The organism is Bradyrhizobium sp. OAE829 (assembly GCF_040546575.1).
Taxonomy (GTDB): Bacteria; Pseudomonadota; Alphaproteobacteria; order Rhizobiales; family Xanthobacteraceae; genus Bradyrhizobium.
Map to the genome: position 1 here is coordinate 7520219 of NZ_JBEPOE010000001.1, position 24772 is coordinate 7544990.

Genomic DNA, 24772 nt, shown 5'->3' on the forward strand with positions numbered 1-24772 from the left:
CATGAACAACAAGCCTCCCATTGTCCCCGATCGCCGGCCGTCACGCCGCGCCGTTCTCGCCGCAGGCGTGAGCCTTGGCGGGGGCCTGCTGCTCGGCAACTGGCCGCTTTGCGCAACGCAAGCCGCCACATCACAGCCCGGGCCGCGCGTTGCCGCGCTCGGCTGGGCCTGCGCGCAGACGCTGCTCGTGCTCGGGGTCGTGCCGCTCGTGGTTCCGGAGATTGAGCGCTACGGCAGGCTCGTCGTCGAGCCGGCTGTCCCGTCCAGCGTTCAGGAAATCGGCCTGCGCTCGGAGCCAAATCTCGAACTGCTGCAGAGTTTCGCGCCTGACATTATCATCATCGATCCCAGTATCACTGCCGCAATACCCCGGCTCAAACTGATCGCTCCAGTCGAGATCTTCACGATTTTCAAGCCTGGTCGCCATCCATTGGAAACAGCGCGCAGTTCGACCAGGGAGCTTGCACAGCGGGTCGGCATGCAGGCCGCATGCGAAGCCTATCTGGCGCGTTTCGATACGGCGATGACAGGGTATCGTGAGCAGCTTCGCAATCGCGGCGGCAAACCGCTGTATCTTGTCAGCGAGATCGCGCGCAACCGTGCGCTCGTGTTCGGTCCGAACAGCCTCTATCAGGAGGTACTCAACCAGTTCGGATTGAAGAACGCCTGGACCGGGCAGAGCGGTCCGTGGGGACATACCAGTGTCGGCCTTGAGGTGCTCGCGGCCGTTCCGGACGCGCGCCTGATCCTGATGAGTTCGCGGGTCGCGGATATCGAAGCGCTGCTGACGTCGAGCCCGGTGTTGCGAACCCTGCCGTTCCTTCGGTCGGGGCGGTTGACGGTGCTGGGAAATCAATTCTTCTATGGCGGCGTGCCGGCAGCTGAGCGCTTCGCCCGCCTTCTCGCCGAACGCCTTCCGCAGGAAAAAAATGAGCAAGGTTGAGGCGCTGCCCGTCCGCTCCGGGATCGCGATGCATCCGGCGCTGGTAATCGGATTGTTGTTTGCGGCAGCGGCCGCACTGACGTGGCGGCATCTGTCGGGGTTTCTGCCGGCGGGGGCTTGGTTGCCGGTGCTGTGGCGCCCCGAAATCAACGATCCGCAGCAGATGCTGGTTCATTACACGGTGTTTCCGCGCATAGCGGTGGCGCTGCTGGCCGGCGCAGCGCTGGGCCTCGCAGGAACGGTCTGTCAGCAGGTGCTGCGCAATCCGCTTGCTGAACCGAGCACCCTCGGTGTCCTGAACGGAGCTTATCTCGCGCTGTCTGTGACCACGCTTTGGGCGCCGTCGCTGCTCACCTTCGGCCGCGAGTGGATTGCGTTGCTGGGCGGATTCGCGGCGTTTCTGTGCGTGTTCGGTCTCACCTGGCGCCGTGCGCTATCGCCGGTAGTGCTGGTGCTTGCCGGGCTGATCGTCGCCTATTATTGCGCCGTGACGACTCAGGCCCTGATATTGCTGAACCACGAATATCTGATCGGGCTGTTCATCTGGGGCGCTGGGTTCCTCAACCAGCAGGACTGGAACAACGTCCTATTCCTTGCGCCGCGTTTCATCGTTTCCTTCGCACTGATCGCGGCGATGGTCCGCCCACTGACCTTGCTCGGCTTCGATGACGAGACTGCGCGCAATCTCGGCCTCGGATTGACCGGCGCGCGAGTCTGCGCGCTGGGCATCGCGATCGCGCTCAGCGCGTCAGTTGTAACCGTGGTCGGCGTGATGGGCTTTGTGGGCCTTTCCGCGCCGGCTATCGTCATGCTGTCGGGCGCGCGCCGATTTCGTGACCGGCTGATTTGGGCGCCACTCTGCGGCGCCATGCTGCTGTGGCTGACCGATGAGCTCGTTCTGCTGATCCCGCCCGGCTATCGCGAAATGCCGGCTGGCGCCGCCACCGCCCTGATCGGCGCGCCGATGTTGCTGCTGTTGCTGCCACGGCTTCGGGCCACCGCGCCGGTCGGGAACCTGACGCCATCCGTTCCACCACGTCTCGACCATCCCTGGCGGGTGATCCTGTTCGGTCTGGCCTTGCTGCTGCTCGTGGTCTGGATCGCGCTTGCCGTCGGGGTCGGTTCAGAGGGCTGGAGTTGGAGCGGCCTTGCCGGCATCCAGGAGTTTCTGCCGTGGCGCTGGCCGCGCGTGGTGTCGGCCCTGGCTGCGGGGGCCACGCTGGCGGTAGCCGGCACGCTGCTGCAACGCATGACCGGAAACCCAATGGCGGCTCCGGAAGTGATGGGGATCAGCTATGGCGCCGCGATGGGTGTGCTTGTGCTGCTGTACGCGTTGCCCTCTCACACGCGGGTGGAGCAGATTGCAGCCGCCGCGATCGGCGCCTTCGTCGTGCTCGGACTGGTTCTGCTGTTCAGCCGGCGGTCCGAGTTCAGTCCGGAGCGGGTGCTGCTGGCCGGCGTCGCCATGAGCGCGGCGTTCGGCGCGATCATGGCCATGGTGCTGGCGACCGGTGACCCCCGCATCGGCATGCTTCTGTCGTTGCTGGCGGGATCGCTTTATCAGATCGGTCCGGCCGAGGCTGCGATACTGGCCGTCGCGGCGATCATCCTGCTGGCGATGGTGCCGATGTTGTCGCGCTGGCTCGATATCCTGCCGCTCGGTCAGGCGGCCTCGCGTTCGGTGGGCGTATCCATGGCGCGAAGCCGAATCATCATCATGCTGCTGACCGCGCTGTTGACCGCGACCGCGACCCTGATGGTCGGGCTCCTAAGCTTGGTCGGCTTCATCGCGCCGCATATGGCGCGGATGATGGGGGCGCAACGCGCGCTGCATCAGGTAGCACTGGCCGCGCTGATTGGCGGCACCTTGATGGTGTTCGCGGACTGGGCAGGGCGGATGGTGATATTCCCGTTCCAGATGCCGGCCGGCATCTTCGCGATGATGCTCGCCGGTCCATATCTGGTGTGGCTATTGCGCCCGCGGCGCGCGTGATCCGCCGCGATGGAGGCGGATGATCTGGCCCTTCACCGCGCAAAGCTGATGAGGTGGCTTTGATCCGGAGACGGCATCACCCCCATGGGAATGCCGTAGATGGTTTCGAGTTCGGCGGGCGTCATGATCTTTTCAGGCGTGCCCCGGGTTATCAACTTGCCCGAATGCAGCGCGATGATCTCGTCGCAGAAGCGGGCGGCCATGTTGACGTCGTGGAGGACGACGACAATTCCGAGGTTGCGCTCGCGGGCGAGCTGCTGCACCAGCGACAGAACCTCGATCTGATGGGCGATGTCGAGCGCTGAAATCGGCTCGTCGAGCAGAAGGCACTCGGCGTCCTGCGCCACCAGCATGGCGATCCAGACCCGCTGGCGCTCACCGCCTGACAGTGTGTCGACCAGCCGGTCCGCAAACGGCTCGATGTGGGTGAGCGCCATGGCTTCCGCGACCTTGTTGCGGTCGGTATCGCCAAATCGGCCGAGCGCGCCATGCCACGGATAACGGCCCAGCGCGACCAGCTCCTTGACCAGCATGCCGGCGGCGGGAGGCGTCTGCTGCGGCAAATAAGCTACCTTTCGCGCGTATTCCCGATCACTCCATTCCCGCAATGGACGCCCTTCAAAGCGGATCGTACCGGAGGAGTTTGGCTGCTGCCGCGCCAGCATCTTCAGCAAGGTCGATTTGCCGGAGCCATTGTGTCCGATCAGGCCGACGACGCTGCGGGCGGGAAGGGTCAGGGTCAGCGGTTCGAGCAACGCGCGGCCCGTCACCGCGAAGCTGACCTGGTCCAGTTCGAACAAGGGCATGGCCGCGTCGCGCGTCGCCGGCGCGGTTTCGGTTGGCAGAACTGCGTGCATGGGAAGCGCCCGGTGGAAACTATGTGATGCAAGGAGAACGCAGCCTGGCCGGTCCAGGTATCGGACGCCGGCACGTCATGGCTGACGCAGGCTCCAATACGCGACCGCAAGATGCTGCTCGCGGGAAAGCTTTCGCTCATCGCGCAAATGGTTTCGCAGCGCCTTCAGCGCCTGTGCTTCGCAAGCGACCCATGCAAAGACCTCGCGGTGATCCGGCCATCGCAGGGCCTTGACGGCATCGACCAGCAATTGCGTCGTGCCGGCCGGACGGTCGCCGCGATGCAGCCAGCGAACCGACATGCCGGCCGGCGCGACCATCGGAACTTCCTCGAGCTGGTCGGCGACTTCGATGAAGACCTCGCCCATTGCCGTCGCCGGCAGCGTTTCGAGAATGCGCGCGATGGCGGGCAGGGCGGTTTCGTCGCCTGCCAGCATAAACCAGCGTGCCGGACGAATACCTCGTCCGAGCGGGCCGGCCATGCCGCAGATGGCGCCGGCTCGCGCGTTGAGCCCGAATGCGGAGCCAGGTCCGGCATGGTCGTGAACCACGAAATCGATGTCGATCTCGCGGGTCTGCAGATCGACGCGACGGATGGTGTAGTAGCGGGTGAGAGGCCTGCGGTCCGGTTCGGGCCACATGATACGTCCGTCCGCGGCAGGCCACGGCCATTCAGGCTTGGCGAGGCCCTCCGGGGGAAAATACAGGCGGACATGCAGGTCATCATCGTCAAGGAAGCGTGCGATGTCGTCTCCGGTGAACGTCAGCCGGCGCATGCGGGGCGTGAGATCGATCGCCGCCTTGAGCCGTACCTCGCGGAAATTGGCCAACGTGCCGCCATCGGATTCATGGCCGGACCAGACGATCGTCGGTGCCTCGTTGCCTGCGAACTCGATGACGTGGGATGCTACGACCGAACGCAGCATTTCGAGGTGACCCTTGTCGTTGGCCTCGACACGTATCCTGAGTGTCTCGGCCTCGACGGCGAGCGAGCTGGTTCCAAACGGCAGTTTCGCCACCATCAGACCGCCTTGATCCTCGAAGGCGATGTCATGCTCGGCCAGATGATCGATCATTCGGGCAGCAAGACCGGCGGCATCGGCAAGCTGGATGCGGGTTTCGGAAACGAGCGAATCCAAAGTCATTCTCCAGTCGGGCCTGCTCCAGTCGGGCCTGTCCGATGCTGGCCTGCGAGCGCTTCGATTTCCGGGGTATCGCGGTCCGATACAGCGGCCGGATTTATGTCCTACGCGCTCTTCGGCTGCGATGCAAAGGCGATACTACCCGACCTTTTATTAAACGCGTTGCCAATCACAAATTAGAATCGATCGAAAAAGACCGGAAAATAAGCACTGGAATAGCGATGCTGCCATCATGTATTCGCATCACTCCAGCAAGGCTGTTCGTGTCACCACGGGCCGTGTAGGTTCGCTCCAGCTTTAATCCAGCGCGGCACTCATGATGATTCCACGAAGCGGCCTGACCGCTCAGATATTGCATCTCCTGCGGCCGTATTGGCCGATTGTGCTCGGTGGCGTTGTCCTCGGTATTGTCGGCGGCGCCAGCGTTGCGGGGCTGCTGGCGGTCGTCAATCGCGGCCTCTATGCCTCGCAGAGCGATGTCGTGACGCTGCTTTCTGCCTTTGCCGGCCTGTGCTCACTGATCCTGATCGGTTCGATTGGTTCCGATATAAGCGCCAATTATGTCGGACAGCGGATCATTGCCGAGCTGCGGAAGTCGCTTGCTGCCAAAATTCTGGCGGCGCCGATCGACCAACTCGAGATTTACCGCACCCATCGCCTGATCCCGGTTCTCACTCAGGACGTCGACACGATCAGCGATTTCGCGTTCTTCTTCTCGTCCTTCTTCGTGTCCGTCGTCATCACTTTCGGCTGCATGGTTTACCTGGCGGTGTTGTCGTGGCCGCTGTTTCTGATCACGGGATTGGTCATCATCCTGGGTTCGCTGGCGCATGCCTTTGCGCGAACGCGGGGGGTTCGGGGCTTCAATGCCGCCCGCGACTCGGAAGATGAGTTGCAGAAGCACTACCGGGCGATCGCGGAGGGCGCGAAGGAATTGCGCCTGAACCGCATCCGCCGGCAGCGCGTGTACGTCGACAAGCTACAGCGTACCGTCGACCAGATCAGCACGGTGCAGATCAAGTCGATCAATCTTTTCGTCACCGCACGGGCCTTCGGTACGATGCTGTTCTTCGTGGTGATCGGCGTAGCGCTGACCCTGCGGCCATTCCTTTGGCCGGACAGTCCGGCCTCGGTCTCCAGCGGCTTTGTGCTGGTGCTGCTCTATATGCGGGGTCCTATCGACCAGGTGATAGGCATTCTGCCCGCGCTCGGCCGCGCACAGGTGGCGATGCGCCGCATCGCCGAGCTCTCGGAGCAGTTCTCTACGCCTGAACAGGATTTGCTGGCTGCGCCTTCGACCGCGCCGGAAACATCGGCCAAGATCAAATCGATCGAACTCCGCGGGGTGTCGTACGCCTTCCGCACCGTGCCCGGCAGCAATCCCTTCGTGCTTGGCCCGATTGACCTGCACATCCGCCAGGGGGACATCGTTTTCATTGTCGGCGAAAATGGCAGTGGAAAGACCACGCTCATCAAACTGCTGCTGGGCCTTTACGCCCCGCAGAGTGGCGCGGTGCTTCGCGATGGCCTGTCGGTCGTAACGGAAACCCGCGATGACTACCGGCAGCTCTTCACGACAATCTTTTCCGACTACTACCTGTTTGAAGATCTTTTGCAGGGAGCGGGAATGGTGCCCGATATCGCCGAGCGGTACCTTGAGCGATTGGAGGTCGCGCACAAGGTTTCGGTTGAAAATGGCGTATTCACGACAACGGATCTGTCCACCGGCCAGCGCAAGCGGCTGGCTCTGATGAATGCCTGGCTCGAGGAGCGGCCCGTCCTGGTGTTCGATGAGTGGGCGGCGGATCAGGATCCGGCGTTCCGGCATATCTTCTACACCGAACTGCTGCCCGACCTGAAACGCCTGGGCAAGACGATCATCGTGATCTCACATGACGACCGCTATTTTGGCGCGGCGGACCACCTTGTGCGGCTCCGGCATGGCAAGATTGTCGCTGGCGAGGCGGGGGCGCATAACGTCATGGAGCCGTCATCTGTTCCGACCGGTGCGCCTCTTTAGACCTATTTTATTCTCCCGGAAAATTTGAGTCTAAGTTCCAGCACTACCGACGCTGGCGTTGAACACGGCATGCAACGTCCCGGCCTGGTCATTCGCTGATTTTGTAAGGAATCTAAACTGGGTGCGTTGGCATTCCTTGTCATCCTGCACGGGAGTGATTTACATCGCGTGCGTGAGCGAAGATCGCGTCTTGTTTGAAGCAATCACGTCAATACGAGTGCCGGATGAACAAAGCGTCGAGCTCCGCGAAAGATCCCCATGCGTTTCCGGTCGGGCCGCGCGCCGCCGCGACGGTCCTCCAAGACGGTGCGGAGCTGCGGGTCGTTGCAGGTGGCGCTACGATGATGCGTCTGCGTCTCGATGAGCAGCTGGATCATCTGAAGATGCTCGATGCTCCCGACGATCCGCGGCTTGCGGTGCGGGCGGTTTCAGCGGCTGCAGAGGCAATGTTCGGATGGCGCCCGGGTCTCGACCGGATTTTTCTTGATTCGGTCCGGGAGCCGATTACGCGCGAATTGCTGGACGATGGCCTCGCTGTCGTGACCGGAAACAACCTCGTGCTGCTTCCGGATTTGGTCATGCAGCGTCGTGACAACTGGCTGGTCAATGCCGAGCGGCCGCCAATGCCGCAGCACCACGTCATGACGGACGGCAAACGGCATCCGCGTCGCTCGCAAAAGCCGGTGGGGATGGTGTATGCCCGCTTCATCCCCTGGCTTTCCGAGGTCATCTCGTTCCGCGTTGCGGACCTGAATGATGATCTTCATTTGCTGCACCGCTGGATGAACGATCCTCGTGTCGACGCTTTTTGGGACGAAGCCGGCGATCTCGAAAAGCATCGCAAGTATCTGTCCACTATTCTGGCCGATCCGCACATGCTGCCGCTGATCGGTTGCTTCGGCGACGTGCCATTCGGCTATTTCGAGGTCTATTGGGCCAAGGAAAACCGTATCGCGCCGTTTTACGATGCCGATGATTACGATCGCGGCTGGCACGTTGTCGTCGGAGAGGACGCCTATCGTGGACGCCGCTACATCAGTGCGTGGCTGCCCTCGCTGATGCATTACATGTTCCTGGATGATTGCCGAACGCAGCGGATCGTCGGCGAGCCGGCGGCGGCGCATTCGCAGCAACTGCGCAACCTCGAACTCTCGGGATTTGCGAAGGTCAAGAACTTCGATTTTCCACACAAGCGGGCCACCCTGGTCATGTTGCTGCGCGAGCGCTTCTTTGGTGACCGGCTTTGGCTACCGGCGACGGCCGGTCCGGCGCCCACAGCCTAACGCGCGAACGGAGCGCAGCTTTATGTCTCACCAGCTTGCCATCGAGCACGACGTCATTGGCGTCGGATTCGGTCCGTCCAATCTAGCGCTTGCGATCGCGCTGGACGAGTGCGCCAGAAGATCACGCTTGAAATGCACTCCTCTTTTCGTCGAGAGGCAGCGCCAATTTACCTGGCATGGCGGCATGCTTTTGCCGGGCAGCGATATGCAGATCTCGTTTCTCAAGGATCTGGTTTCGTTGCGTGATCCGACCAGTCCGTTCACCTTTGTGAACTATCTGCACAAGCACGGCCGCTTGCAGGATTTCATCAACTGCCGGACGTTCTATCCGAGCAGGACGGAATTCAACGATTATCTGCGGTGGGTGGCAGCTCAGTTCAAGTCACAAGCGGCTTATGGCGAAACCGTCGTTGCCATCGAACCCGTAACAGTGGGGCAGTCAGTGAATTCGTTGCGGGTCTATTCACGCAACTTCGCCGGCGGTGAAACGGTGCGGCTTGCGAAGAACCTGGTCGTGGCGGCGGGAGGTAAGCCCAATATCCCGCAGGTCTTCGCGAAAATCGCCGATGATTCCAGGTTATTTCACTCAAGCCGCTACCTCGATACGGTCGAGTCCGCTGGCCTCGGCGGCAAGGCTGCATGCGTGGCCGTTGTCGGGGGAGGGCAGAGCGCGGTCGAGGTGACGGTCGATCTTCGAAACCGTTTTCCGCACGCGAACATTGACCTGATCTTTCGCGGCCATGCTTTAAAGCCGTCCGACAGCAGCCCGTTCGTCAACGAAATCTTCAATCCGGATTACACAGATTTTATTTATGCTCAGCCGGACGAGCGCCGGAACGCGATCGTTCGCAATTTTCGAAATACCAACTATGCCGTGGTCGATTCCGATCTGCTCGATCAGTTGTATCGGTTGCTCTACCAGCAACGCGTCAGCGGCACGACGGGCATCGAATTGCATCCGCGCAGCGAAATCACGAAGGTACTCGCGGCCGTCGAAGGCATTGAGATTCGAACAGTTGATAAATTCGACGGTCAAGACCGCCGCTCGTGCTACGATGCCGTTATCCTCGCGACCGGCTATGACAGGGAAACACCACACGCGTTTCTGGAGCCGATACGGCGCTATATTCAGGACGATATTGTCGACCGCAATTACAGGCTCGCCACCAGCCCTGCGTTTCGGCCGCAAATCCATCTCCAGGGGTATTCCGAGGCCTCTCACGGCCTGAGCGACACGTTGCTCTCCGTTCTGGCCAGCCGTTCGCAGGAAATCGCCGAGTCGCTGCTTTTGACGATCTCGCGCCGCGAACTCATAGCTTAGCCTTCAGGCGGCGGGAGCTATCAGCCGCCATTGCGAGACAGGCCCGAGCGCTGCTGGTAGCGAAAGAACGGCGGGTGAGGGGCCTGCGTCGATGATCACCGAATGCGGTGGAATGATGAATCCAAGCGCGGCTGCCTTGAGTATGGCTTCCTTGAGGGTCCAGTAGCGAAGAAACAGCCGCGACCGCAAAGCGGCAGGGGTGCTCCACAGGATCTCACGCTCTTCGCGGGCCAGGACGATCTCACTCACGGAATCCAGATCGGGGATTTCTCGCAAGGGCTCGACATCGACACCAACAGGCGAACGCGCAGCAGCGACAGCGACCACACCTCTTGCGTGACTGAGGCTGAAGTCGATGTTCGGCGAGTCTGTGACGAGCATCGGCTTGCCGTGCTCGGACGGTCGAAATCGCAAGGCGTCCGCGGCGTGCCCCACAATGCTCCCCAGCAAAAGGCGGACGCCGGCATGTGCGGCGAGGTAGCTGTTTCGATCCTCAATGTGCACGAAGCGCACCAGGCGGCTGGCTTCCTCGCCATCGAGCACCGCCGCAGCCTGCTCGAAGCTGAGCGTGCCCAGTCCTTCGGTGCCTTGGTCATGAGAGGGATGTACTGCCGCTAGCCAGAAGGCGATCTTCCCCGGTCTCAACTGGTCGGTCAGGCCCGAGTTGCCTGGACTGGTCAGCCATCGCACACCCAGTTCTTCCTGCGGAATGTTACATTTGGTTGCGATAGACCACGCGACGGTATCTCGTGCATTGGCCGACGTCAGCGATACTGCGAGTTTGTCCTTTCCAGCGTCGTCGGATAGCGCCATGTCCATCGGCCATTTGGAGAAGTTTTGAAGAGTAATGTAAGCTGTCGAGAAATCAAAATTATCCCTTCTCCGGCGCCCCATGATGGATTGGAGTGACAAGGTGCTGACGCCAACCGCCGGACAGATTGCCTGGGCCAACGAGGTCGTTGACGCGATGGCGGCGGCCGAACGCGAAGGGCACAGGGCGCTTAAGGAAAAGAGCGGTGAGATGATCGCTCTCATGCACATCAAGTTGGCCAACAAACCGCTCGAGCGGGCAGCCAGCATCGGGGGAAAGCCGTGAGCGCACTTGAAGGGATCCGGGTCCTCGACCTCGGCACGTTCATCGCGGGGCCGCATTGCGCCACCATACTCGGTGAATTCGGTGCCGAGGTTATCAAGATCGAGCCGCCAAAGACCGGCGACTCGCTTCGGCGTCTTGGAACCAATACCGAATGCGGCGATACGCTGGTTTGGCTCTCCGAAGCCCGCAACAAAAAATGCGTAACGCTGGATCTCGGGACCGAGCGCGGGCGGGAACTGCTGAAGCGCCTCGCCGCGAAATGCGACATCATCGTCGAGAATTTTCGGCCCGGCACGTTGGAAAAATGGGGGCTCGGCTACGAGGAGCTCAAGAAGATCAATCCCGCTGCGATCCTGGTGCGCATCTCGGCCTACGGGCAGGATGGACCGATGCGGACGCAGCCGGGCTTTGCCCGCATCGCGCACGCGTTTTCCGGCCTGACCTATCTTGCCGGCGAGTCCGGCGGTATTCCCGTTGTTCCCGGTTCGACCTCGCTGGCGGATTACATGTCGGGCATGTACGGCGCCATCGGCGCACTGGTCGCGCTGCAAGCCCGCAAGGCGACCGGCGAGGGGCAATGCGTCGATCTCGCACTCTACGAATCGGTGTTTCGCGTGCTCGATGAGATCGCGCCTGCCTATCAGAAGTTCGGCTATGTGCGCGAGCGGATGGGCGCGGACGCGGTCAACGTCTGCCCGCACAGCCACTACCAGACCAAGGACGGCAAATGGATCGCGATCGCCTGCACCAGTGATCAGATGTTCGCCCGGCTGGCGGAAGCGATGGGGCAACCGGAACTGGCCTCGGCGGAACGATATGGTCCGCAGACGCTGCGTCTGGCGGCCCGCGACGAGGTCAACCGCATCGTCTCCGAATGGGTCGCCTCGCTCGACCTCGATAGCGTCCTTGCGCTTTGTTCGAGGGGAGGCGTGCCGGCCAGTCTGATCTTCAGCATCGCGGATATTTTCGAAGACCCGCAATACCGCGCCCGGGGTAACATCCAAATGACGGACTCGCGCGCCGGCGAGATCGCGGTTCCCGGCGTCGTGCCACGGCTGTCGGAAACGCCCGGCGAGATCCGCTGGCTTGGCGCGGGGCTGGGTGCCCAAAACGAGGATATCTACAAAGGTCTGCTCGAACTAAGCAGTGCAGAGATCGAAGATTTACGGATCGCCGGTGTGATTTAAGAGATCACCACGGTTTGGTATGCGCCTGACTGTCACATCATAGCGCCGGGCTGCAGCCTTGCTCCGCCGGCAGTTCCTCGGCATTGGGGTCGCCCGGTGCCGTCGCCCAGGCCAGCTCGACGAGCGTCACGATCCGCCGTCCTGCACCGTCGAGCTGGCAAACGATGAGGCCCTGCTCCTCGATGTAGGTCAGCAGACGCCGAGCACGGCGCAACGAATGTGAACCATAGGCGCGGGCAATCGCTGCATCGCTCGGGCAGGGCCAACCTTCCTTCGCGGCGCGGGCGATCATCATGAAGACGCCCTGCATATCCTCCGGCAGAAGGGAGGCGCGGACCGAGACATCCTGCCAGCCGTCATCGTCAGCCATATCGGAGCCGAGCCCGGCGCGGGCGCGCGTCAGCATGCGACGGAAGTCACCCAGGTCCGGCACATCAGAACCGAGGCCCTCTATTCGGCAACGGACGACGAACTCCTGATAGAGGACGCCGATGGCACGAAACCCAGCGTCGGGTTCGGCCATGACGGCGCGCAGAATGCGGTCCACGCGCTCATGCCGCTCCGCCAGTGCCTCGGCGCTAAGCGGCTGCTCCACCGATTCGGGACGGATTTCCAGCGCCGCTGACTTCGCTGCCATGAGCTGGCCGAGGAGGTCGGGTGGCGACCGGCGCTGGGGCCGATTATGCTCGGGCGGCGGTGCTGCCAGGATGATGGCGTGCGCGTCCAGCGTCGCTTCCGGCAGAGGCATCAGGCGCGGGGTCGCGTTGCGCGGCGTTGTATCCGTTGGACCAATGCGCAGCCCCAGCGGACGCCGGGACAGGGCCGGTCCCAGCGCCATGAATTGGCCGCGCTCCAGATCCCGGAAGGCCTCCGCCTGTCGCCGCTCCATGCCCAGCAGGTCAGCGGCGCGCGCCATGTCGATATCCAGAAAGGTTCGCCCCATGAGGAAATTGGACGCCTCGGCTGCGACGTTCTTGGCGAGTTTTGCCAGTCGCTGGGTGGCGATGATTCCCGCAAGTCCGCGTTTGCGGCCACGGCACATCAGGTTCGTCATGGCGCCGAGCGAGAGTTTGCGGGCCTCGTCCGAAACCTCGCCGGCGACAGCCGGCGCGAACAGTTGCGCCTCGTCCACAACCACCAGCATCGGATACCAGTGGTCGCGGGCGGCCTCGAAAAGCCCGCCGAGGAAGGCGGCGGCGCGCCGCATCTGGTTCTCGGCGTCGAGCCCCTCGAGATTGAGCACCGTTGAGACGCGATGTATGCGCGCTCGCTCGCCGGCGACCTGCAGGCCCCGCTCGGTATGGTCCTCAGCATCGATCAGAAGGTGGCCGAAACGGTCGGCAAGCCCAACAAAGTCGCCTTCGGGGTCGATGATGGTCTGCTGTACCCAGGGGGCGCTCTGTTCCAGCAGCCGGCGCAGCAGATGGGATTTGCCGGAGCCCGAATTGCCCTGCACCAGCAGGCGCGTCGCCAGCAGTTCCTCAAGGTCCAGGTTAGCCGGGGCGCCTGCCGTTGTGTGGCCCATCTCGATCGCAACGGTCATGTCTCGACTCAAAGTCTCCCTGCGGAGGCGGGCTTAACAACCCGACCGCAGCGCGTCGAGCGCCCAATGGCCGGTTACTCCTGTTCTCCACGGCTGGTCGAACGCTTGCATGGTCGCGCATCATTGGAAAAAGTCATGACCCTCATCATGGCCCGCGCGAATCGACGTCGCTCTTGACAACGCAAAATGCTGTGCAGCGTCAGCCATTGTTCCCAGGTACCCGGGCGCGTCGCGGTTGCCGCTTTGTGCGCCGGATTGACTTCCAATCACGGTTTGTCGGTGGCAAAATCAGTATCCAGCCAGGGCCATCCCACTCAACGGGCGGGCCCCAACGGCAAGCAAGGTAAAGGCGCATCCCCGCGACTGGGCGATGGGCCGAAAAGAGCCGGTCAATATGAAGCCAGTATTTGCGGTGCCGCGTCGTGCTCTTGGTGGGACGCGGCTTCAGGTTTCGGTTCTGGGATTCGGAACCGCGCCGCTTGGTGATCTCTACGTGCAACTGGATGACGGCACGGCCATTGATACGGTGAAACGTGCCTTCGATCTGGGCATCAATCTCCTCGACACTTCTCCGCTCTATGGCAACGGCCTTGCCGAACATCGTTGCGGCGCCGCCATCAGGCGCGTGCCGCGCCAGGACATCGTCGTTTGCACCAAAGTTGGCCGCTGGACGGACCCGTTTCGCGGTCGAGGCGACCGTGCCGGTTTTGCGGGAGGATTGCCGCACCGGGCAGTGGTTGATTATTCCTATGACGGCACGATGCGTTCGGTGGAACAGTCGCTGTTGCGGCTAGGCGTCGACCGGCTGGACCTGTTGCTGATCCACGACGTCGACGTTTGGACTCATGGCGCCGACGCGATCGAGGAGCGCTTTCGCGAAGCGATGGCTGGCGCGTACGTGGCGCTGGATCGGCTTCGCGGAGAGGGCGTTGTTGCGGGCATCGGGATCGGCGTGAACGAGGCCGAGATGTGCGTGCGTTTCGCGCAAGCCGGATCATTCGATACCATGCTGCTCGCGGGGCGCTATTCCCTGCTGGAGCAACCGGCGCTGGCGGAATTTCTGCCGCTTGCGCAACAACAGGGAATCGGCGTGTTGCTCGGCGGCGTATTCAATTCTGGTATTCTGGCAACCGGCGCGGTGAGCGGCGCCAAATACAATTACAGGGATGCGCCACCTGAGATCCTGGCAAAGGTAGCTCGGATCGAAAGCGTCTGTGATGCGCATGGCGTTGCCCTGCCAACCGCGGCGTTGCATTTTGCCCTGGGCCATCCGGCGGTGGCGAGCGTTGTGCTGGGGGGCCAGAGTCCGCAGGAAGTCGAGCGCAACGTAGCGGCGCTGTCCTGCGACGTACCAAGCGCGCTTTGGGCCGATCTGAAGGCCGAGCGCCTGTTGGATGCGAAAGCGCCCGTTCCGCTGCCGGTAGCCGGCTGATGCGGATCGATGCGCATCATCATCTGTGGACTCTCGCGCGTGGCGATTATAGTTGGCTCACTCCCGCGCTCGCGCCGATCCACCGCGACTTTTCCCTTTCGGATCTGGCGCCTCACCTCGCTGCCGCGAACATCACCGGGACGATCCTGGTGCAGGCTGCACCGACCGAGGCGGAGACCATGTTTCTTCTCGACATCGCGGCGAAGGCACAGGTGGTGCGGGGTGTAGTCGGCTGGACGGACTTCGACGCAGCCGACGGCGGGGCGCGCATTGATGCACTCGCCGTGCACAAACTCCTGGTTGGATTGCGCCCGATGGTGCAGGACATGCCCGATGACGATTGGTTGCTCCGCCCTGGCTTGGCGCCGCTATTGGCAGCGATGGCCCGAAACAACCTGGCGTTCGACGCGCTGGTGCTGCCGCGCCATTTGCCGCAACTGCTGCGGCTGGTCGATCGTCATCCCAATTTGCATTTCGTGCTTGACCATTGCGCCAAGCCCCGACTTGCGACCGGCGAGACAGCAGATTGGTACCGCGACGTCGCGCTGCTTGCCGAACGCCCCAACATCGTCTGCAAGCTATCGGGATTGGTGACGGAGGCCGCACCGGATTGGCAGATTACCGATCTGCGCAAAGCGGTGGATCATGTCGTTGCGTGTTTCGGGCCACATCGCCTGCTATGGGGAAGCGACTGGCCGGTGGTCAATCTGGCGGGCGGTTATGAAAAATGGATTGCCACCGCCGAAACCCTGCTCGCCCGTCTGTCACCGGATGAAAAGGCGGCCATCTTCGGCGATAACGCAGCTCGCATCTATCTCTCAAGCCGGGGACGGAATGTTGAAGCCAGTTGCTGACGAGAAAAGACACCGCGTTCAGAATGCGCCTGCGGACGCCGAAGGGCGGCCGGCCGGTCGCCGACCTTCGGCCTCGATTTCGTTGCGGATGGCGAACAGCTTGAGATAGGTCGAATAGGCGGCATCGTTCGCCGCCGCCCATATCGGGTCGGCGTTGTAGATCGTCTGCTCCGGCGACATCGCGTCGAGCGCCGCAAACAGATCCGGGTACAGTCCGGCCGCGACGGAGGCGACCATCGCGGTGCCGAGCAGCACCGGTTCGGGCGAGTGGGAGATGACGAGGTCTGCGCCAAGCGCATCGCGATAAAGGCGTACCATCAGTGGATTCCTAGTGTGTCCGCCGGAGAGACAGGCGCGGTCGATGGCATAGCCACGCGTGTTGAGATGCTCAAGGATATGGCGGCTTTGCAGTGCGAGCGCGCGGGCCGTCGCGTAGTAATGTTCGAGGAACGAGCGTGGGCTCGTCTCCAGGCCAAGGCCGCTGACCAGCGCGCGCACCGCACCATCCCCATAGGGCGCGCGGTTGCCGAGCCAGTCGGGGACGATATGCCGCCGCGCGCCGAAGGCGGGGCCGTCGAGATCGAGCAGCGCGAGAATATCGCGCGCGGTTTCCGCGTGCCGCGCCGCCGACGCCTTGCCGGGGCTGGCGGGATGCTGGTCAAGCACGGCGTCGAGCGCCGCGCCCGAAATGCTCATCCCGGCCTCGTGCATCCAGTAGCCGGGAAATACCGCGTCCTTGAAGGGACCCCAGACCCCGGAGATGTGCCGCTCATCCTCGGCCCAGGACATGTAGCAGCTCGAGGTGCCGCCGATCAGCGCCAGCGTGCGGTTCATCTTGTCGCGAAATCCGCGACCCACGACGCCGAGAGCGCCTGCTTCCGCGTCGATCAATCCGATCGCGACCGGCGCACCCGGCGCGATGCCGAGCGCCTTCGCCGCATCCGCGGAGACCGTTCCGTGAACCTGCCCGACCTTGCCTGGCGGCTCGGCGAGCTTGCCGCGCCGCGGCAGATCGGAGAGATCAAGTGTAGCGAGCAGGTCGCGGCGCCATGGATCAGGCTCGGCAGGCAAATAGGGAAACTTGCAGGCAAGCCCGCAGACGGAGTGCCGATCGATGCCGGTCATGCGGCGAGCGACTTCGTCCGAGAGGTCGCGCACGGCGGTGACGCGTGCCCACGCCTCCGGCGTGTGCCGCTTTACCCAGAGGATCTTTGGAAGATACATCTCCGGCGAAACTGTACCGCCGACATGATCCAAATAACGGTCGCCGGACGCTCCAATCTCCTCTGCCTCGCGTTCGCCGCGATGGTCCATCCAGCAGACCACGTCCGCCTCACCTTGCAGCGGCGGCCCGCCTTTCGCCTCGAAATAGGTGGAGGACGTTGCGTCGACGGCGACGCCCGCGATCGCAGCCGCCGCGCCCGGCGCATCGGCAATGGCGGCGCGGATGGCGGCACATACCGCCGCCCAGATTTCGTCCATCCGATAGACAGCGTGGTTTTCCGCGGGCCGCAGCAGTTCGAACGGATGACTGCGCGCGGTCACCAGCCGGCCCGACGCGTCGAACAGCCCGGCGCGGGCCGACAACGTACCGACATCGATGGCGAGCAGCAGGCTCATTGCAGCAGCGCCGCTGCCGCAGACTCGTCCGTGACGAGGCAGCGTACATAGCGCGCGTTCAGAATGCCGCGGATCACCGGCGCCTTGGGTAACCCGCCCGAGGCCAGGATGGAGATCGGATACGCCTTCAGCTCCTGCGGGCTCAGCGCCATGACACGGGAATTGAGCGGGTGGTCGACCGGGCGGCCGTATTCGTCCAGATACGTTCCGAGCAGGTCGCCGACTGCGCCCGCCTTGCGCAGTCCGTCCAGCGCTTCATCCACAATATGGGTCGCCGCGAGCAGCGAGCGTGGTGTCAGGTCGCCGCAGGATACCAGCGCGATCTGGCCTTCGCGAGCCCGGCGCATCACGTCCGCAAGTCCGTAATGCGTCAGGAGTGTGGAACGGCTCTCGACCGACGGGCAATAGATCGGTGCCGCGACGTAGTAGCATTCGGCGCCGATCAGCCGAGCAAACTCGGTCGCGACCTCGAACGTGTTGGTGCCGGCGCCGCGCGTCATGCCGCCCATCAGGGAGGTCACCCAGCTGCGGGCGAATCGTCGCTGCTTGAGCGTGCGCGCGGCGGCTCTGAGCGTGCGGCCCCAGCCGACGCCGAGGCCGATGCCATCTTTCAGCAGGGGATGAAGCATCGTGCTCGCGGCTTCGCCGATCACCTGTTGCAGCGCATCGGGATCGGGCAGGCTGGGAACCACGGAAACATCGTCGAGCGCGAAGCGCGCCTTCAGCTTCTCTTCCAGCGCAACGCAGTTGGCGAGCGGCAGCTTGATCTCGACGCTGACGAGCCCATCCTGCCGTGCCTGCCCGAGCAGCTTGTTGACCTTGAGCCGCGTCAGCCCGAGCCGATCGGCGATCTCCTGCTGCGTCATCGCGCCGACATAGTAATACCAGCAGGCTCGAGCCTGGATTTGCGCTTCGGCCAGGTCATCGGCGTTGATACGCATTGTCGTCGTTTCGCTGTCTGATGTGTCGCTCACAACCTCACCTCACGCATACACCGGCTTCATTGCGATGTTCCCATTTGCTGGTGGCGACCAGGTGCCATTCGGGCGTCGGTTCAACTGCCTTTCAGATCGACGAGGACCTTGACGTAGCCGGGCGCATTGTCGGCCAGTGCCGTGAACACGCCAGGCGCTTCCTCCAGCGCGACGCGGTGGGTGACGATCGAGCGTACGTCGATCTTCCCCGCTGCGAGGAACTCAATGGCGCGCGGATAGACGTCGCCCATCCGCCGCGCGAACTTGATATTTAGGCCGCGGCGGCGGGCGTCCGCAGCGGGCAAGGTGTAAATGTCGCCGTCGGGAATGCCGACCAGCACGATCCGTCCGCCGATGCGCGTCGCGGTTACGGCGTCGCGGAAGCCGAACGGTGAATTTGTCGCTTCCAGTACAAGGGGGCAGCCGCCCTTGGACCATTCGGCGATGTCGGCGGCGCTTTCCCCGACGCGATCGGCGCCGATCTTTTCGGCTATTGCGCGGCGATGCGGCAGCGGATCGCAGGCGAGGACCTCACCGGCGCCGGCAGCTTTCAACACCTGGACGATGAGCAGGCCGATCGGGCCGCAGCCCAGCACGGCCACGCGTTCGAGCATGCGCGGTTTGGCGAGCCCGACGGCGTGAATGGCGACGCCGAGCGGCTCCAGCATGACGGCATCCAGCGCGTCGAAGCCATTCGGCAGCGCGACGAGCTGCGACCTTGGTGCCCAGATGCGTTCCGTCATCGCGCCGTCGAAGGGAGGAGCCCCAATGAACTCAACGTTGGGGCAGAGGTTGGGATGGCCCTCATGGCACCAGTCGCACCGGCCGCATGCCTTGTTCGGATCGACGGCAACGAGCTGGCCGCGCGTGAGACCGAGCTCCTCGACGTCCTGACAGAGATAGCCGCCGAACTCATGCCCGGGGACAAAGGGTTCGTTGATAAGCGCGCTGCCGATACCGCCGTCCTTGAAATAGTGCAGATCGCTGCCGCAAACGCCGACTGAGGCGACATCCATCAGGACTTCGTCCTCGCGACCCTCGCGCAGATTGAACTGCGCTACCCGCGCTTTGTTGGCGCCGTCGATGAAGAGAGCTCGGCTCATCAACCCTGCAGCCCGGCTTGTACCGGGCTCCCTCGTGGGACATTCCTATTGTGCTCTATTACATTCGTATTCTATAAGACGCAACATATGAAAAATACAAAAAACATTTGTTTTTTTTGACAGAAGTCCAGTTTCCACGAATTACAAAAATATAGTTATCTCAATCTCTTAGGAAGAGGTTTGGTATTGCGATCCACCCGCAGAGCCCATCCGTGCGGCGTTGCTGCACGGTGCGGGGTCGCCAGCTCATCCCATCACCCGGAGCGATCATCGACAAAACTCATGATGGGACCTCTCCCGTCGGCCGGAGGATCGCGACGCAACCGCAACGAGTTCGAAGAGGCTGCCTTGAGGTCCGATCAATCATCGAAGCGCGATGGTGAACCGGCAGCATGCGGACCTCGCCTCTGCCTTTACGGAAGCTGGAACCGCGGCGAACAAGCATCGCGATCCATGAAGGCGACTTTCGGGGCTCGTTCCGAACCGAACTTGCGAAAGGGCGTAATCGAGCTCGGCTCCAGGCTCGCCGATTGCGATGCAAATAAGCCAGCCGATGCCTCTACGCCTCATTCAGAATGATGCGCGGGTTACGGGTCCTGCGTACCGGTCCCGAACTGCCGGCGCTAAAATAACTGAATGGCCTCAAATCCAGGATGGTCAAATAGAATCGGAAGACCGCCGGGTTGAGGAGAACACCGAGTTGAGGTGTCCGATCGGCGTTGTCTGTGCCGAGCGCGGTGGATAGTGTGTCTTTCTGGCCGCTGGCAACAGGAGAGCGGCGCGGGTAGGGCACGGCTATGAGGGAAGGAGGCAAGTCGCAAAAACAGGACGGTGAATCATGCGGCCTGTCGCGGCAAGACTTCGTGCAGCGCATCTATTCACCGCATTCGATCGCCGCGATCGTTTCGGAGTTGAACGCGCAAGGTGTCGATGCGTCCGAAACACTGGACGGTACTGGACTCGATCGGTCCCAGCTGGAGGCACACACCACCCAGATTTCGTATCGGCAACTCGATACGGTGATCCGCAACGCCCTCCGCCTGTCGAAAGATTCTGCCATCGCGCTCCGCGCGGGTCAGCGCATGCACGTCACGACGTATGGAATGTACGGATACGCGCTGCTGAGCAGTCCCACCTACGCCGACGCCCGCGATTTCGCCAACCGCTACATCCGTGTGATCGGCCCGTTCTGCGATGCCAGCAATGCCTATGACGAGACGACCGTGCTGTGCACCGTCGAGCCGCGGCATTGGGTGGACCCCACCGAGGACGCCTATCGGTTTGCGGTGGAGTTCGCACTGGCGGCACATTTGATGATTGCCCGGGATCTGGTCGGGCCATCATTCAGATACTCGCACGTCGCCGTCGTGTATGCGACGCCGCAGCATGCCGCCCTCTACGACGAACTGTTCGCATGTCCGGTTCTGTTCACGCAGCGAAGCAACGCCTATGGCTATGATTTGGCGACAGCTGATGGTCCGGTATCGCTCGCCGACCCGCGCAGTCACGCCATGGCGCGCGAGATGTGCGAGCAGATCATGGCTGAGGTCAATCGCGGAGGCGGCGTCGCGGCGGACGTTCGGCGGATGCTGATCGAACTGCGCGGCCGATACCCCGGCATCGAAGTTGTTGCCGAGAAGCTCTCGATGCATCCGCGGGCGCTGCGCCGCAGGCTGGAGGTGGAAGGGACGGCTTACCGCGATATCCTGGCCGAGGTGCGGATGCGTCTTGCCATCGAGTACCTTCGCAAGACGAAAATGACCAATGAGGAAATCGCCAATCGGCTAGGATACAGCGACGCCGCCAATTTCCGGCACGCGTTTCTGCGGTGGACGGGAAAGAGTCCGTCTGATTTCCGGCTTTCGCTTGGTATCTAGCTAGGCGGAACGAGATGAGGTGGAGCCGGGACGACGGACGATTTTCTTCTCGTGCCCCGGACGCCAGCAGCACGGGTGCTGCAAGGCCGGGTTTTTCTACTTTGCATGGGGTTGTTTTCGCGATTTTTGTGTCCGGGCTCGCGCTGCGTTCAGGACACCCGATCGTCAGGGCGTTTTCCAGCCAAGCATCATGCATGCAGCAGCGCCGCGCGTAAAATGATTGCAGTGCAGCGCGTATCCGGCAGAGCTTAGCATCGCGGACTGTGTCCCAAACTCACCGGGCAAGCGGGTCATTTGCACCTTTCGAGGGTCGGAGGCGCTCGTTACCGTGACCTCAAATCAAGCTGCACGAGAGGTCTGATCCGAACCTGAGCGTTCCGATCCCGATCAAGCCAAAGACTTGATGTGAGCGCGCCATGAGCGCTGCATTCTAAGGGGAGGAATTGTGATGGATCGGGAAACCGAACCCGTCGAGCCGCCGTCGCGGCTGCTGCTGGCGCTTGAGATGCGCGGCATTTGGGAGTTGCAGGCGTTCTTCGCGACATATCCGTTGCTGCGGCAGGCGCCGCGTGGCGATGGCCATCCGGTGCTTGTGTTGCCCGGCCTGGCGGCAAGTGATGTCTCGACCCGACCGCTGCGAACACTTCTGAAAGACCTGGGCTACGCAGCTCATGGCTGGAAGCAGGGCTCGAACCATGGTCCACATCCCGGCGTAGAACCCGGCATCGACGAGCGGCTCGCGGAACTGTTCGCGCGCTATCAGCGCAAGGTCAGCCTGATTGGTTGGAGCCTCGGCGGCGTCTTTGCACGCGAGGCGTCGCGACGGGCGCCATCGCTGGTACGCCAGGTGATCACGCTCGGCAGCCCCTTCGCCAACGAACCGAAAGCAAGCAACGCCTGGCAGCTCTATGAAACCCTCAGCGGGCAGCGGGCGGAAGACTGGCCCGGGCGCGAGGCCATGAAGCTGCCGCCGCCGGTGCCGAGCACCGCGATCTATAGCCGTAGCGACGGCATCGTCGCGTGGCAGGGTTGTCGCGAACAAGAGAGCGCGACAACCGAGAATATCGAGGTGGAGAGCAGTCATAGTGGGCTCGGGCACAATCCGGTCGCGCTCTATGCCGTAGCGGATCGTCTCGCGATGCCGGAAGACGCGTGGCAACCGTTCGATCGAAGTGGCTGGAGCGGCCTCAGACGCCTGCTCTATCCGGATCCGCGGCGTCCCGCTGGCGTGAGCGTCGATGGCGCGCCGTTCGCCGCATAGCGCATCGTGCCCCGCGTCGCGTTTCAAGCACAGCTTCAACAGAGGAGAAGTTCCATGGAGTCAAACAACCAACCGGCTGACGGCACGACGCCGTCCGTCGATCTCAAGGCGCTGCTCGAAAAGTTTCAGCTGCCCGGCCTCGATATCGCGGGGCTGATCGAGTGGCAGCGCAAGGACATGGAGGCACTGACCGAAGCCAATCGGCTGGCTCATGCGGGAGTTACCGCGCTTGTCGAGCGGCGCAACGAGATCCTGCAAGAGACGCTCGCGCAATGGCAGGCTGCGATCAAGGATGCGACCGGCGCCGACGGTCTCGCCAGGCAGGCCGAAGCGGCCAAGGCTGGCGTTGAAAAGGCCCTGGCGAATTTCAGCGAATTATCCGAGCTGGAAGCGCAGGCCCGCAACAACACCTGGAAGGTCGTTCAGGATCGCCTGCTGGAAAATCTCGGCAACCTGCAGAAACTATTGCAGCCGAAGTAATCCGGCACCGGTGTGCCGTTTCTGGGAGAACCGCAACATGAACGACATGCCCTGGATCAAATCCTACCCCGCGGGTGTGCGATGGGATGCCGAGATCGTTCCGATGCCGGTGCAGAAGATTCTCGATGACACGATCGCGAAATGGCCGGATCGGCCCGCGATCGAGTTCATGGGCAAGCGTCTGAGCTATCGCGAACTCGGCGACCAGGTGGATCGCGCGGCGCGAGGGCTCCAGCAACTCGGCGTCCGGCCGGGCGTGCATGTGGGCCTGTTCCTGCACAACACACCGCATTACGTCATCGCCTTCTTTGGCGTGCTGAAGGCCGGCGGGACGGTGGTGAACTATTCGCCGCTCGATGCCGCCAGGGTTCTCGAGCACAAGATCGAGGATAGCCGGACGGATTTCCTGATCACGCTCGACCACGTCACACTGTATCCGCAGATGGCGGGAATGCTCGGCAAGACAAGGCTGCAGAAGCTGATCGTCGGCAGTCTGGCCGAGATGACGGCGTCGCCGGACGTGCTCGCAGGCCAGATGAGGGCTGCCGGGCAGGTGAGCGAGGTGGCGTGGGACGACAGCCGCATTCGCTTTGCCGAGCTGCTCGACAATGACGGCGCGCCGGAACACCACCCGATGTCAGATCCGCGCGAAGTGATTGCCGTGCTGCAATATACCGGGGGGACGACCGGTCTGCCCAAGGGCGCCATGCTGACCCATGGCAATCTGTCGGCGGCCTGCCAGCAGTTCTGGGAGACGACGCGCGGCAATCCGCCGGTGCTCGTCGAGGGACAGGAGCGAATGCTCGCCGTGCTGCCGCCCTTTCACATCTATGCGCTGACCGTGAACGTGCTGTTCGGCATCCTCGCCGGAGCCGAAATCATCCAGCATGTGCGCTTCGACCCCGAGGCGGCGCTGGCGGAAATTTCGAAGAAGCAGGTCAGCGTGTTCTGCGGCGTGCCGACGATGTTCACGGCGCTGATCAACCATCCGGAGACGCCAAACCACAGCCTTCGCTCGCTCAAATATTGCGGCTCGGGCGGGGCGCCACTGCCGCTTGAAGTGGCGCAACGGTTCGCGGATATCACCGGCTGCCATCTGACCGAAGGTTGGGGCATGACCGAAACCTCGCCGAGTGGTACCTTTACGCCGGCGCAGCCCGGCGGCATGCGGAAGGCCGGGTCGTGCGGGATGCCGGCGCCCGGCATCGTGATCAAGTTCCTCGGTCTCGACGGTGGGGAGCAGTACGTCCCGCTCGGCGAGCGCGGGGAAATCTGCATCAACGGCGCCAACGTCATGAAGGGCTATTGGAACAATCCGCAGGCGACCGCCGATGTCACCACGTCCGACGGTTTCCTGCGCACCGGCGACGTCGGTTACATGGACCAGGACGGGTTCATATTCATCGTCGATCGCACCAAGGACATGCTGCTGTGCAGCGGCTTCAACGTCTATCCGCGCGTGCTCGAAGAAGCGATCTACATGCATCCCTCCGTCGAGGAAGTCGCGGTAATCGGCATCCATGATGACTACCGCGGCCAGTCGCCCAAGGCCTTCATCAAGCTGAAAGCCGGTGCGGCGACGCCTTCGCTCGGCGAGCTCCAGGCATTCCTGAAGGACAAGCTCGGCAAGCACGAAATGGTGCAGGCGCTCGACATCCGCCCCGAACTGCCGAAGACCGCCGTGGGAAAGATTTCGAAGAAGGATTTGTACGACGAAGAGGAGCGCCAGCAAGTGAGGCGCGCGGGAGCGGCAGGATGAACGACTTCAGCACCGGATGCGCGCATTTC

Annotated in this window: 20 protein-coding genes; 13 read left to right on the forward strand and 7 right to left on the reverse strand. The window is 62.7% G+C overall.

The annotated features are described in order from the left end of the window. Position 1: 1 nt before the first annotated feature. Positions 2-943, forward strand: a complete 942-nt coding sequence (locus ABIE49_RS35675) for an ABC transporter substrate-binding protein (protein WP_192734507.1) — start codon at positions 2-4, stop codon at positions 941-943. After that, the gene (gene fhuB, locus ABIE49_RS35680) at positions 930-2936 is read left to right on the forward strand and encodes a Fe(3+)-hydroxamate ABC transporter permease FhuB (RefSeq protein WP_192734508.1); all 2007 of its coding nucleotides are present in this window, start codon (positions 930-932) and stop codon (positions 2934-2936) included. The genes ABIE49_RS35675 and fhuB overlap by 14 nt, the downstream gene beginning before the upstream one ends. Positions 2937-2968: 32 nt before the next feature. Here fhuB and ABIE49_RS35685 read toward each other — a convergent pair whose 3' ends face one another. Beyond that, entirely contained in the window at positions 2969-3793 is an 825-nt protein-coding gene (locus ABIE49_RS35685; protein ID WP_192734509.1) for an ATP-binding cassette domain-containing protein, read from the reverse strand. Positions 3794-3868: 75 nt separating this feature from the next. Further along, positions 3869-4930 carry a DUF2218 domain-containing protein gene (locus tag ABIE49_RS35690; RefSeq protein ID WP_192734510.1) on the reverse strand — a complete coding sequence of 354 codons (1062 nt, stop codon included), beginning with the start codon at positions 4928-4930 and terminating at the stop codon, positions 3869-3871. Positions 4931-5252: 322 nt separating this feature from the next. On the opposite strand from ABIE49_RS35690, the gene ABIE49_RS35695 reads away from it, so the two are divergent. From ABIE49_RS35695 to ABIE49_RS35705, 3 genes are all read left to right on the forward strand, one after another. Beyond that, positions 5253-6953, forward strand: coding sequence for a cyclic peptide export ABC transporter (locus tag ABIE49_RS35695; protein ID WP_354067699.1), 1701 nt, complete (start codon positions 5253-5255; stop codon positions 6951-6953). 224 nt (positions 6954-7177) lie between these two features. After that, on the forward strand, positions 7178-8236 hold the full coding sequence (locus ABIE49_RS35700) for a GNAT family N-acetyltransferase (RefSeq protein ID WP_192734512.1): 1059 nt from the start codon (positions 7178-7180) through the stop codon (positions 8234-8236). Between the two features lie 22 nt (positions 8237-8258). Continuing rightward, entirely contained in the window at positions 8259-9557 is a 1299-nt protein-coding gene (locus ABIE49_RS35705; protein WP_192734513.1) for a lysine N(6)-hydroxylase/L-ornithine N(5)-oxygenase family protein, read from the forward strand. A gap of 3 nt (positions 9558-9560) precedes the next feature. On the opposite strand, the gene ABIE49_RS35710 is transcribed toward ABIE49_RS35705, so the two are convergent. Continuing rightward, positions 9561-10469, reverse strand: a complete 909-nt coding sequence (locus ABIE49_RS35710) for a 4'-phosphopantetheinyl transferase family protein (protein WP_192734514.1) — start codon at positions 10467-10469, stop codon at positions 9561-9563. Position 10470: 1 nt separating this feature from the next. Between ABIE49_RS35710 and ABIE49_RS35715 the strand changes: the two genes are divergently transcribed. Together ABIE49_RS35715 and ABIE49_RS35720 are read left to right on the forward strand one after the other, a co-directional pair. Then, the gene (locus ABIE49_RS35715) at positions 10471-10653 is read left to right on the forward strand and encodes a hypothetical protein (protein ID WP_192734515.1); all 183 of its coding nucleotides are present in this window, start codon (positions 10471-10473) and stop codon (positions 10651-10653) included. Next, entirely contained in the window at positions 10650-11840 is a 1191-nt protein-coding gene (locus ABIE49_RS35720; protein WP_192734516.1) for a CaiB/BaiF CoA transferase family protein, read from the forward strand. Before ABIE49_RS35715 ends, ABIE49_RS35720 begins: the two co-directional genes overlap by 4 nt. A 37-nt stretch (positions 11841-11877) precedes the next feature. Here ABIE49_RS35720 and ABIE49_RS35725 read toward each other — a convergent pair whose 3' ends face one another. Further along, the gene (locus tag ABIE49_RS35725) at positions 11878-13383 is read right to left on the reverse strand and encodes a helicase HerA domain-containing protein (protein ID WP_192734517.1); all 1506 of its coding nucleotides are present in this window, start codon (positions 13381-13383) and stop codon (positions 11878-11880) included. A gap of 394 nt (positions 13384-13777) precedes the next feature. Here ABIE49_RS35725 and ABIE49_RS35730 point away from each other — a divergent pair, with 394 nt between their 5' ends. Together ABIE49_RS35730 and ABIE49_RS35735 are read left to right on the forward strand one after the other, a co-directional pair. Continuing rightward, positions 13778-14815, forward strand: a complete 1038-nt coding sequence (locus ABIE49_RS35730) for an aldo/keto reductase (protein ID WP_354067139.1) — start codon at positions 13778-13780, stop codon at positions 14813-14815. Then, complete coding sequence (locus ABIE49_RS35735) at positions 14815-15669, forward strand: amidohydrolase family protein (RefSeq protein ID WP_192734519.1); 855 nt, start codon at positions 14815-14817, stop codon at positions 15667-15669. The genes ABIE49_RS35730 and ABIE49_RS35735 overlap by 1 nt, the downstream gene beginning before the upstream one ends. Before the next feature lie 18 nt (positions 15670-15687). Here the strand turns inward: ABIE49_RS35735 and ABIE49_RS35740 are convergent, their stop codons facing one another. The 3 genes from ABIE49_RS35740 to ABIE49_RS35750 form a co-directional block, all read right to left on the reverse strand. Continuing rightward, positions 15688-17289, reverse strand: coding sequence for an FGGY-family carbohydrate kinase (locus tag ABIE49_RS35740; protein ID WP_192734520.1), 1602 nt, complete (start codon positions 17287-17289; stop codon positions 15688-15690). Next, complete coding sequence (locus tag ABIE49_RS35745; protein WP_354067140.1) at positions 17286-18263, reverse strand: sugar-binding transcriptional regulator; 978 nt, start codon at positions 18261-18263, stop codon at positions 17286-17288. The genes ABIE49_RS35740 and ABIE49_RS35745 overlap by 4 nt, the downstream gene beginning before the upstream one ends. A gap of 80 nt (positions 18264-18343) precedes the next feature. Then, positions 18344-19366, reverse strand: a complete 1023-nt coding sequence (locus ABIE49_RS35750; protein WP_192734521.1) for a zinc-dependent alcohol dehydrogenase — start codon at positions 19364-19366, stop codon at positions 18344-18346. 863 nt (positions 19367-20229) lie between these two features. On the opposite strand from ABIE49_RS35750, the gene ABIE49_RS35755 reads away from it, so the two are divergent. From ABIE49_RS35755 to ABIE49_RS35770, 4 genes are all read left to right on the forward strand, one after another. After that, positions 20230-21243 carry an AraC family transcriptional regulator gene (locus ABIE49_RS35755; protein WP_354067141.1) on the forward strand — a complete coding sequence of 338 codons (1014 nt, stop codon included), beginning with the start codon at positions 20230-20232 and terminating at the stop codon, positions 21241-21243. A gap of 448 nt (positions 21244-21691) precedes the next feature. Then, on the forward strand, positions 21692-22504 hold the full coding sequence (locus ABIE49_RS35760; RefSeq protein ID WP_192734523.1) for an esterase/lipase family protein: 813 nt from the start codon (positions 21692-21694) through the stop codon (positions 22502-22504). Between the two features lie 54 nt (positions 22505-22558). Further along, on the forward strand, positions 22559-22984 hold the full coding sequence (phaP, locus tag ABIE49_RS35765) for a TIGR01841 family phasin (protein ID WP_192734524.1): 426 nt from the start codon (positions 22559-22561) through the stop codon (positions 22982-22984). Between the two features lie 37 nt (positions 22985-23021). Then, a complete protein-coding gene (locus ABIE49_RS35770) occupies positions 23022-24743 on the forward strand; it encodes a long-chain-fatty-acid--CoA ligase (RefSeq protein ID WP_192734525.1) in 1722 nt (573 codons plus the stop codon). Positions 24744-24772 lie beyond the last annotated feature (29 nt).

Excerpts from the sequence above, each read along its gene's own strand:
- ABIE49_RS35675 (WP_192734507.1), top strand. The coding sequence starts at position 2 with ATGAACAACAAGCCTCCCATTGTCCCCGATCGCCGGCCGTCACGCCGC.
- fhuB (WP_192734508.1), top strand. The coding sequence starts at position 930 with ATGAGCAAGGTTGAGGCGCTGCCCGTCCGCTCCGGGATCGCGATGCAT.
- ABIE49_RS35685 (WP_192734509.1), bottom strand. The coding sequence starts at position 3,793 with ATGCACGCAGTTCTGCCAACCGAAACCGCGCCGGCGACGCGCGACGCG.
- ABIE49_RS35695 (WP_354067699.1), top strand. The coding sequence starts at position 5,253 with ATGATTCCACGAAGCGGCCTGACCGCTCAGATATTGCATCTCCTGCGG.
- ABIE49_RS35700 (WP_192734512.1), top strand. The coding sequence starts at position 7,178 with ATGAACAAAGCGTCGAGCTCCGCGAAAGATCCCCATGCGTTTCCGGTC.
- ABIE49_RS35705 (WP_192734513.1), top strand. The coding sequence starts at position 8,259 with ATGTCTCACCAGCTTGCCATCGAGCACGACGTCATTGGCGTCGGATTC.
- ABIE49_RS35725 (WP_192734517.1), bottom strand. The coding sequence starts at position 13,383 with ATGACCGTTGCGATCGAGATGGGCCACACAACGGCAGGCGCCCCGGCT.
- ABIE49_RS35730 (WP_354067139.1), top strand. The coding sequence starts at position 13,778 with ATGAAGCCAGTATTTGCGGTGCCGCGTCGTGCTCTTGGTGGGACGCGG.
- ABIE49_RS35735 (WP_192734519.1), top strand. The coding sequence starts at position 14,815 with ATGCGGATCGATGCGCATCATCATCTGTGGACTCTCGCGCGTGGCGAT.
- ABIE49_RS35740 (WP_192734520.1), bottom strand. The coding sequence starts at position 17,289 with ATGAGCCTGCTGCTCGCCATCGATGTCGGTACGTTGTCGGCCCGCGCC.
- ABIE49_RS35750 (WP_192734521.1), bottom strand. The coding sequence starts at position 19,366 with ATGAGCCGAGCTCTCTTCATCGACGGCGCCAACAAAGCGCGGGTAGCG.
- ABIE49_RS35760 (WP_192734523.1), top strand. The coding sequence starts at position 21,692 with ATGGATCGGGAAACCGAACCCGTCGAGCCGCCGTCGCGGCTGCTGCTG.
- phaP (WP_192734524.1), top strand. The coding sequence starts at position 22,559 with ATGGAGTCAAACAACCAACCGGCTGACGGCACGACGCCGTCCGTCGAT.
- ABIE49_RS35770 (WP_192734525.1), top strand. The coding sequence starts at position 23,022 with ATGAACGACATGCCCTGGATCAAATCCTACCCCGCGGGTGTGCGATGG.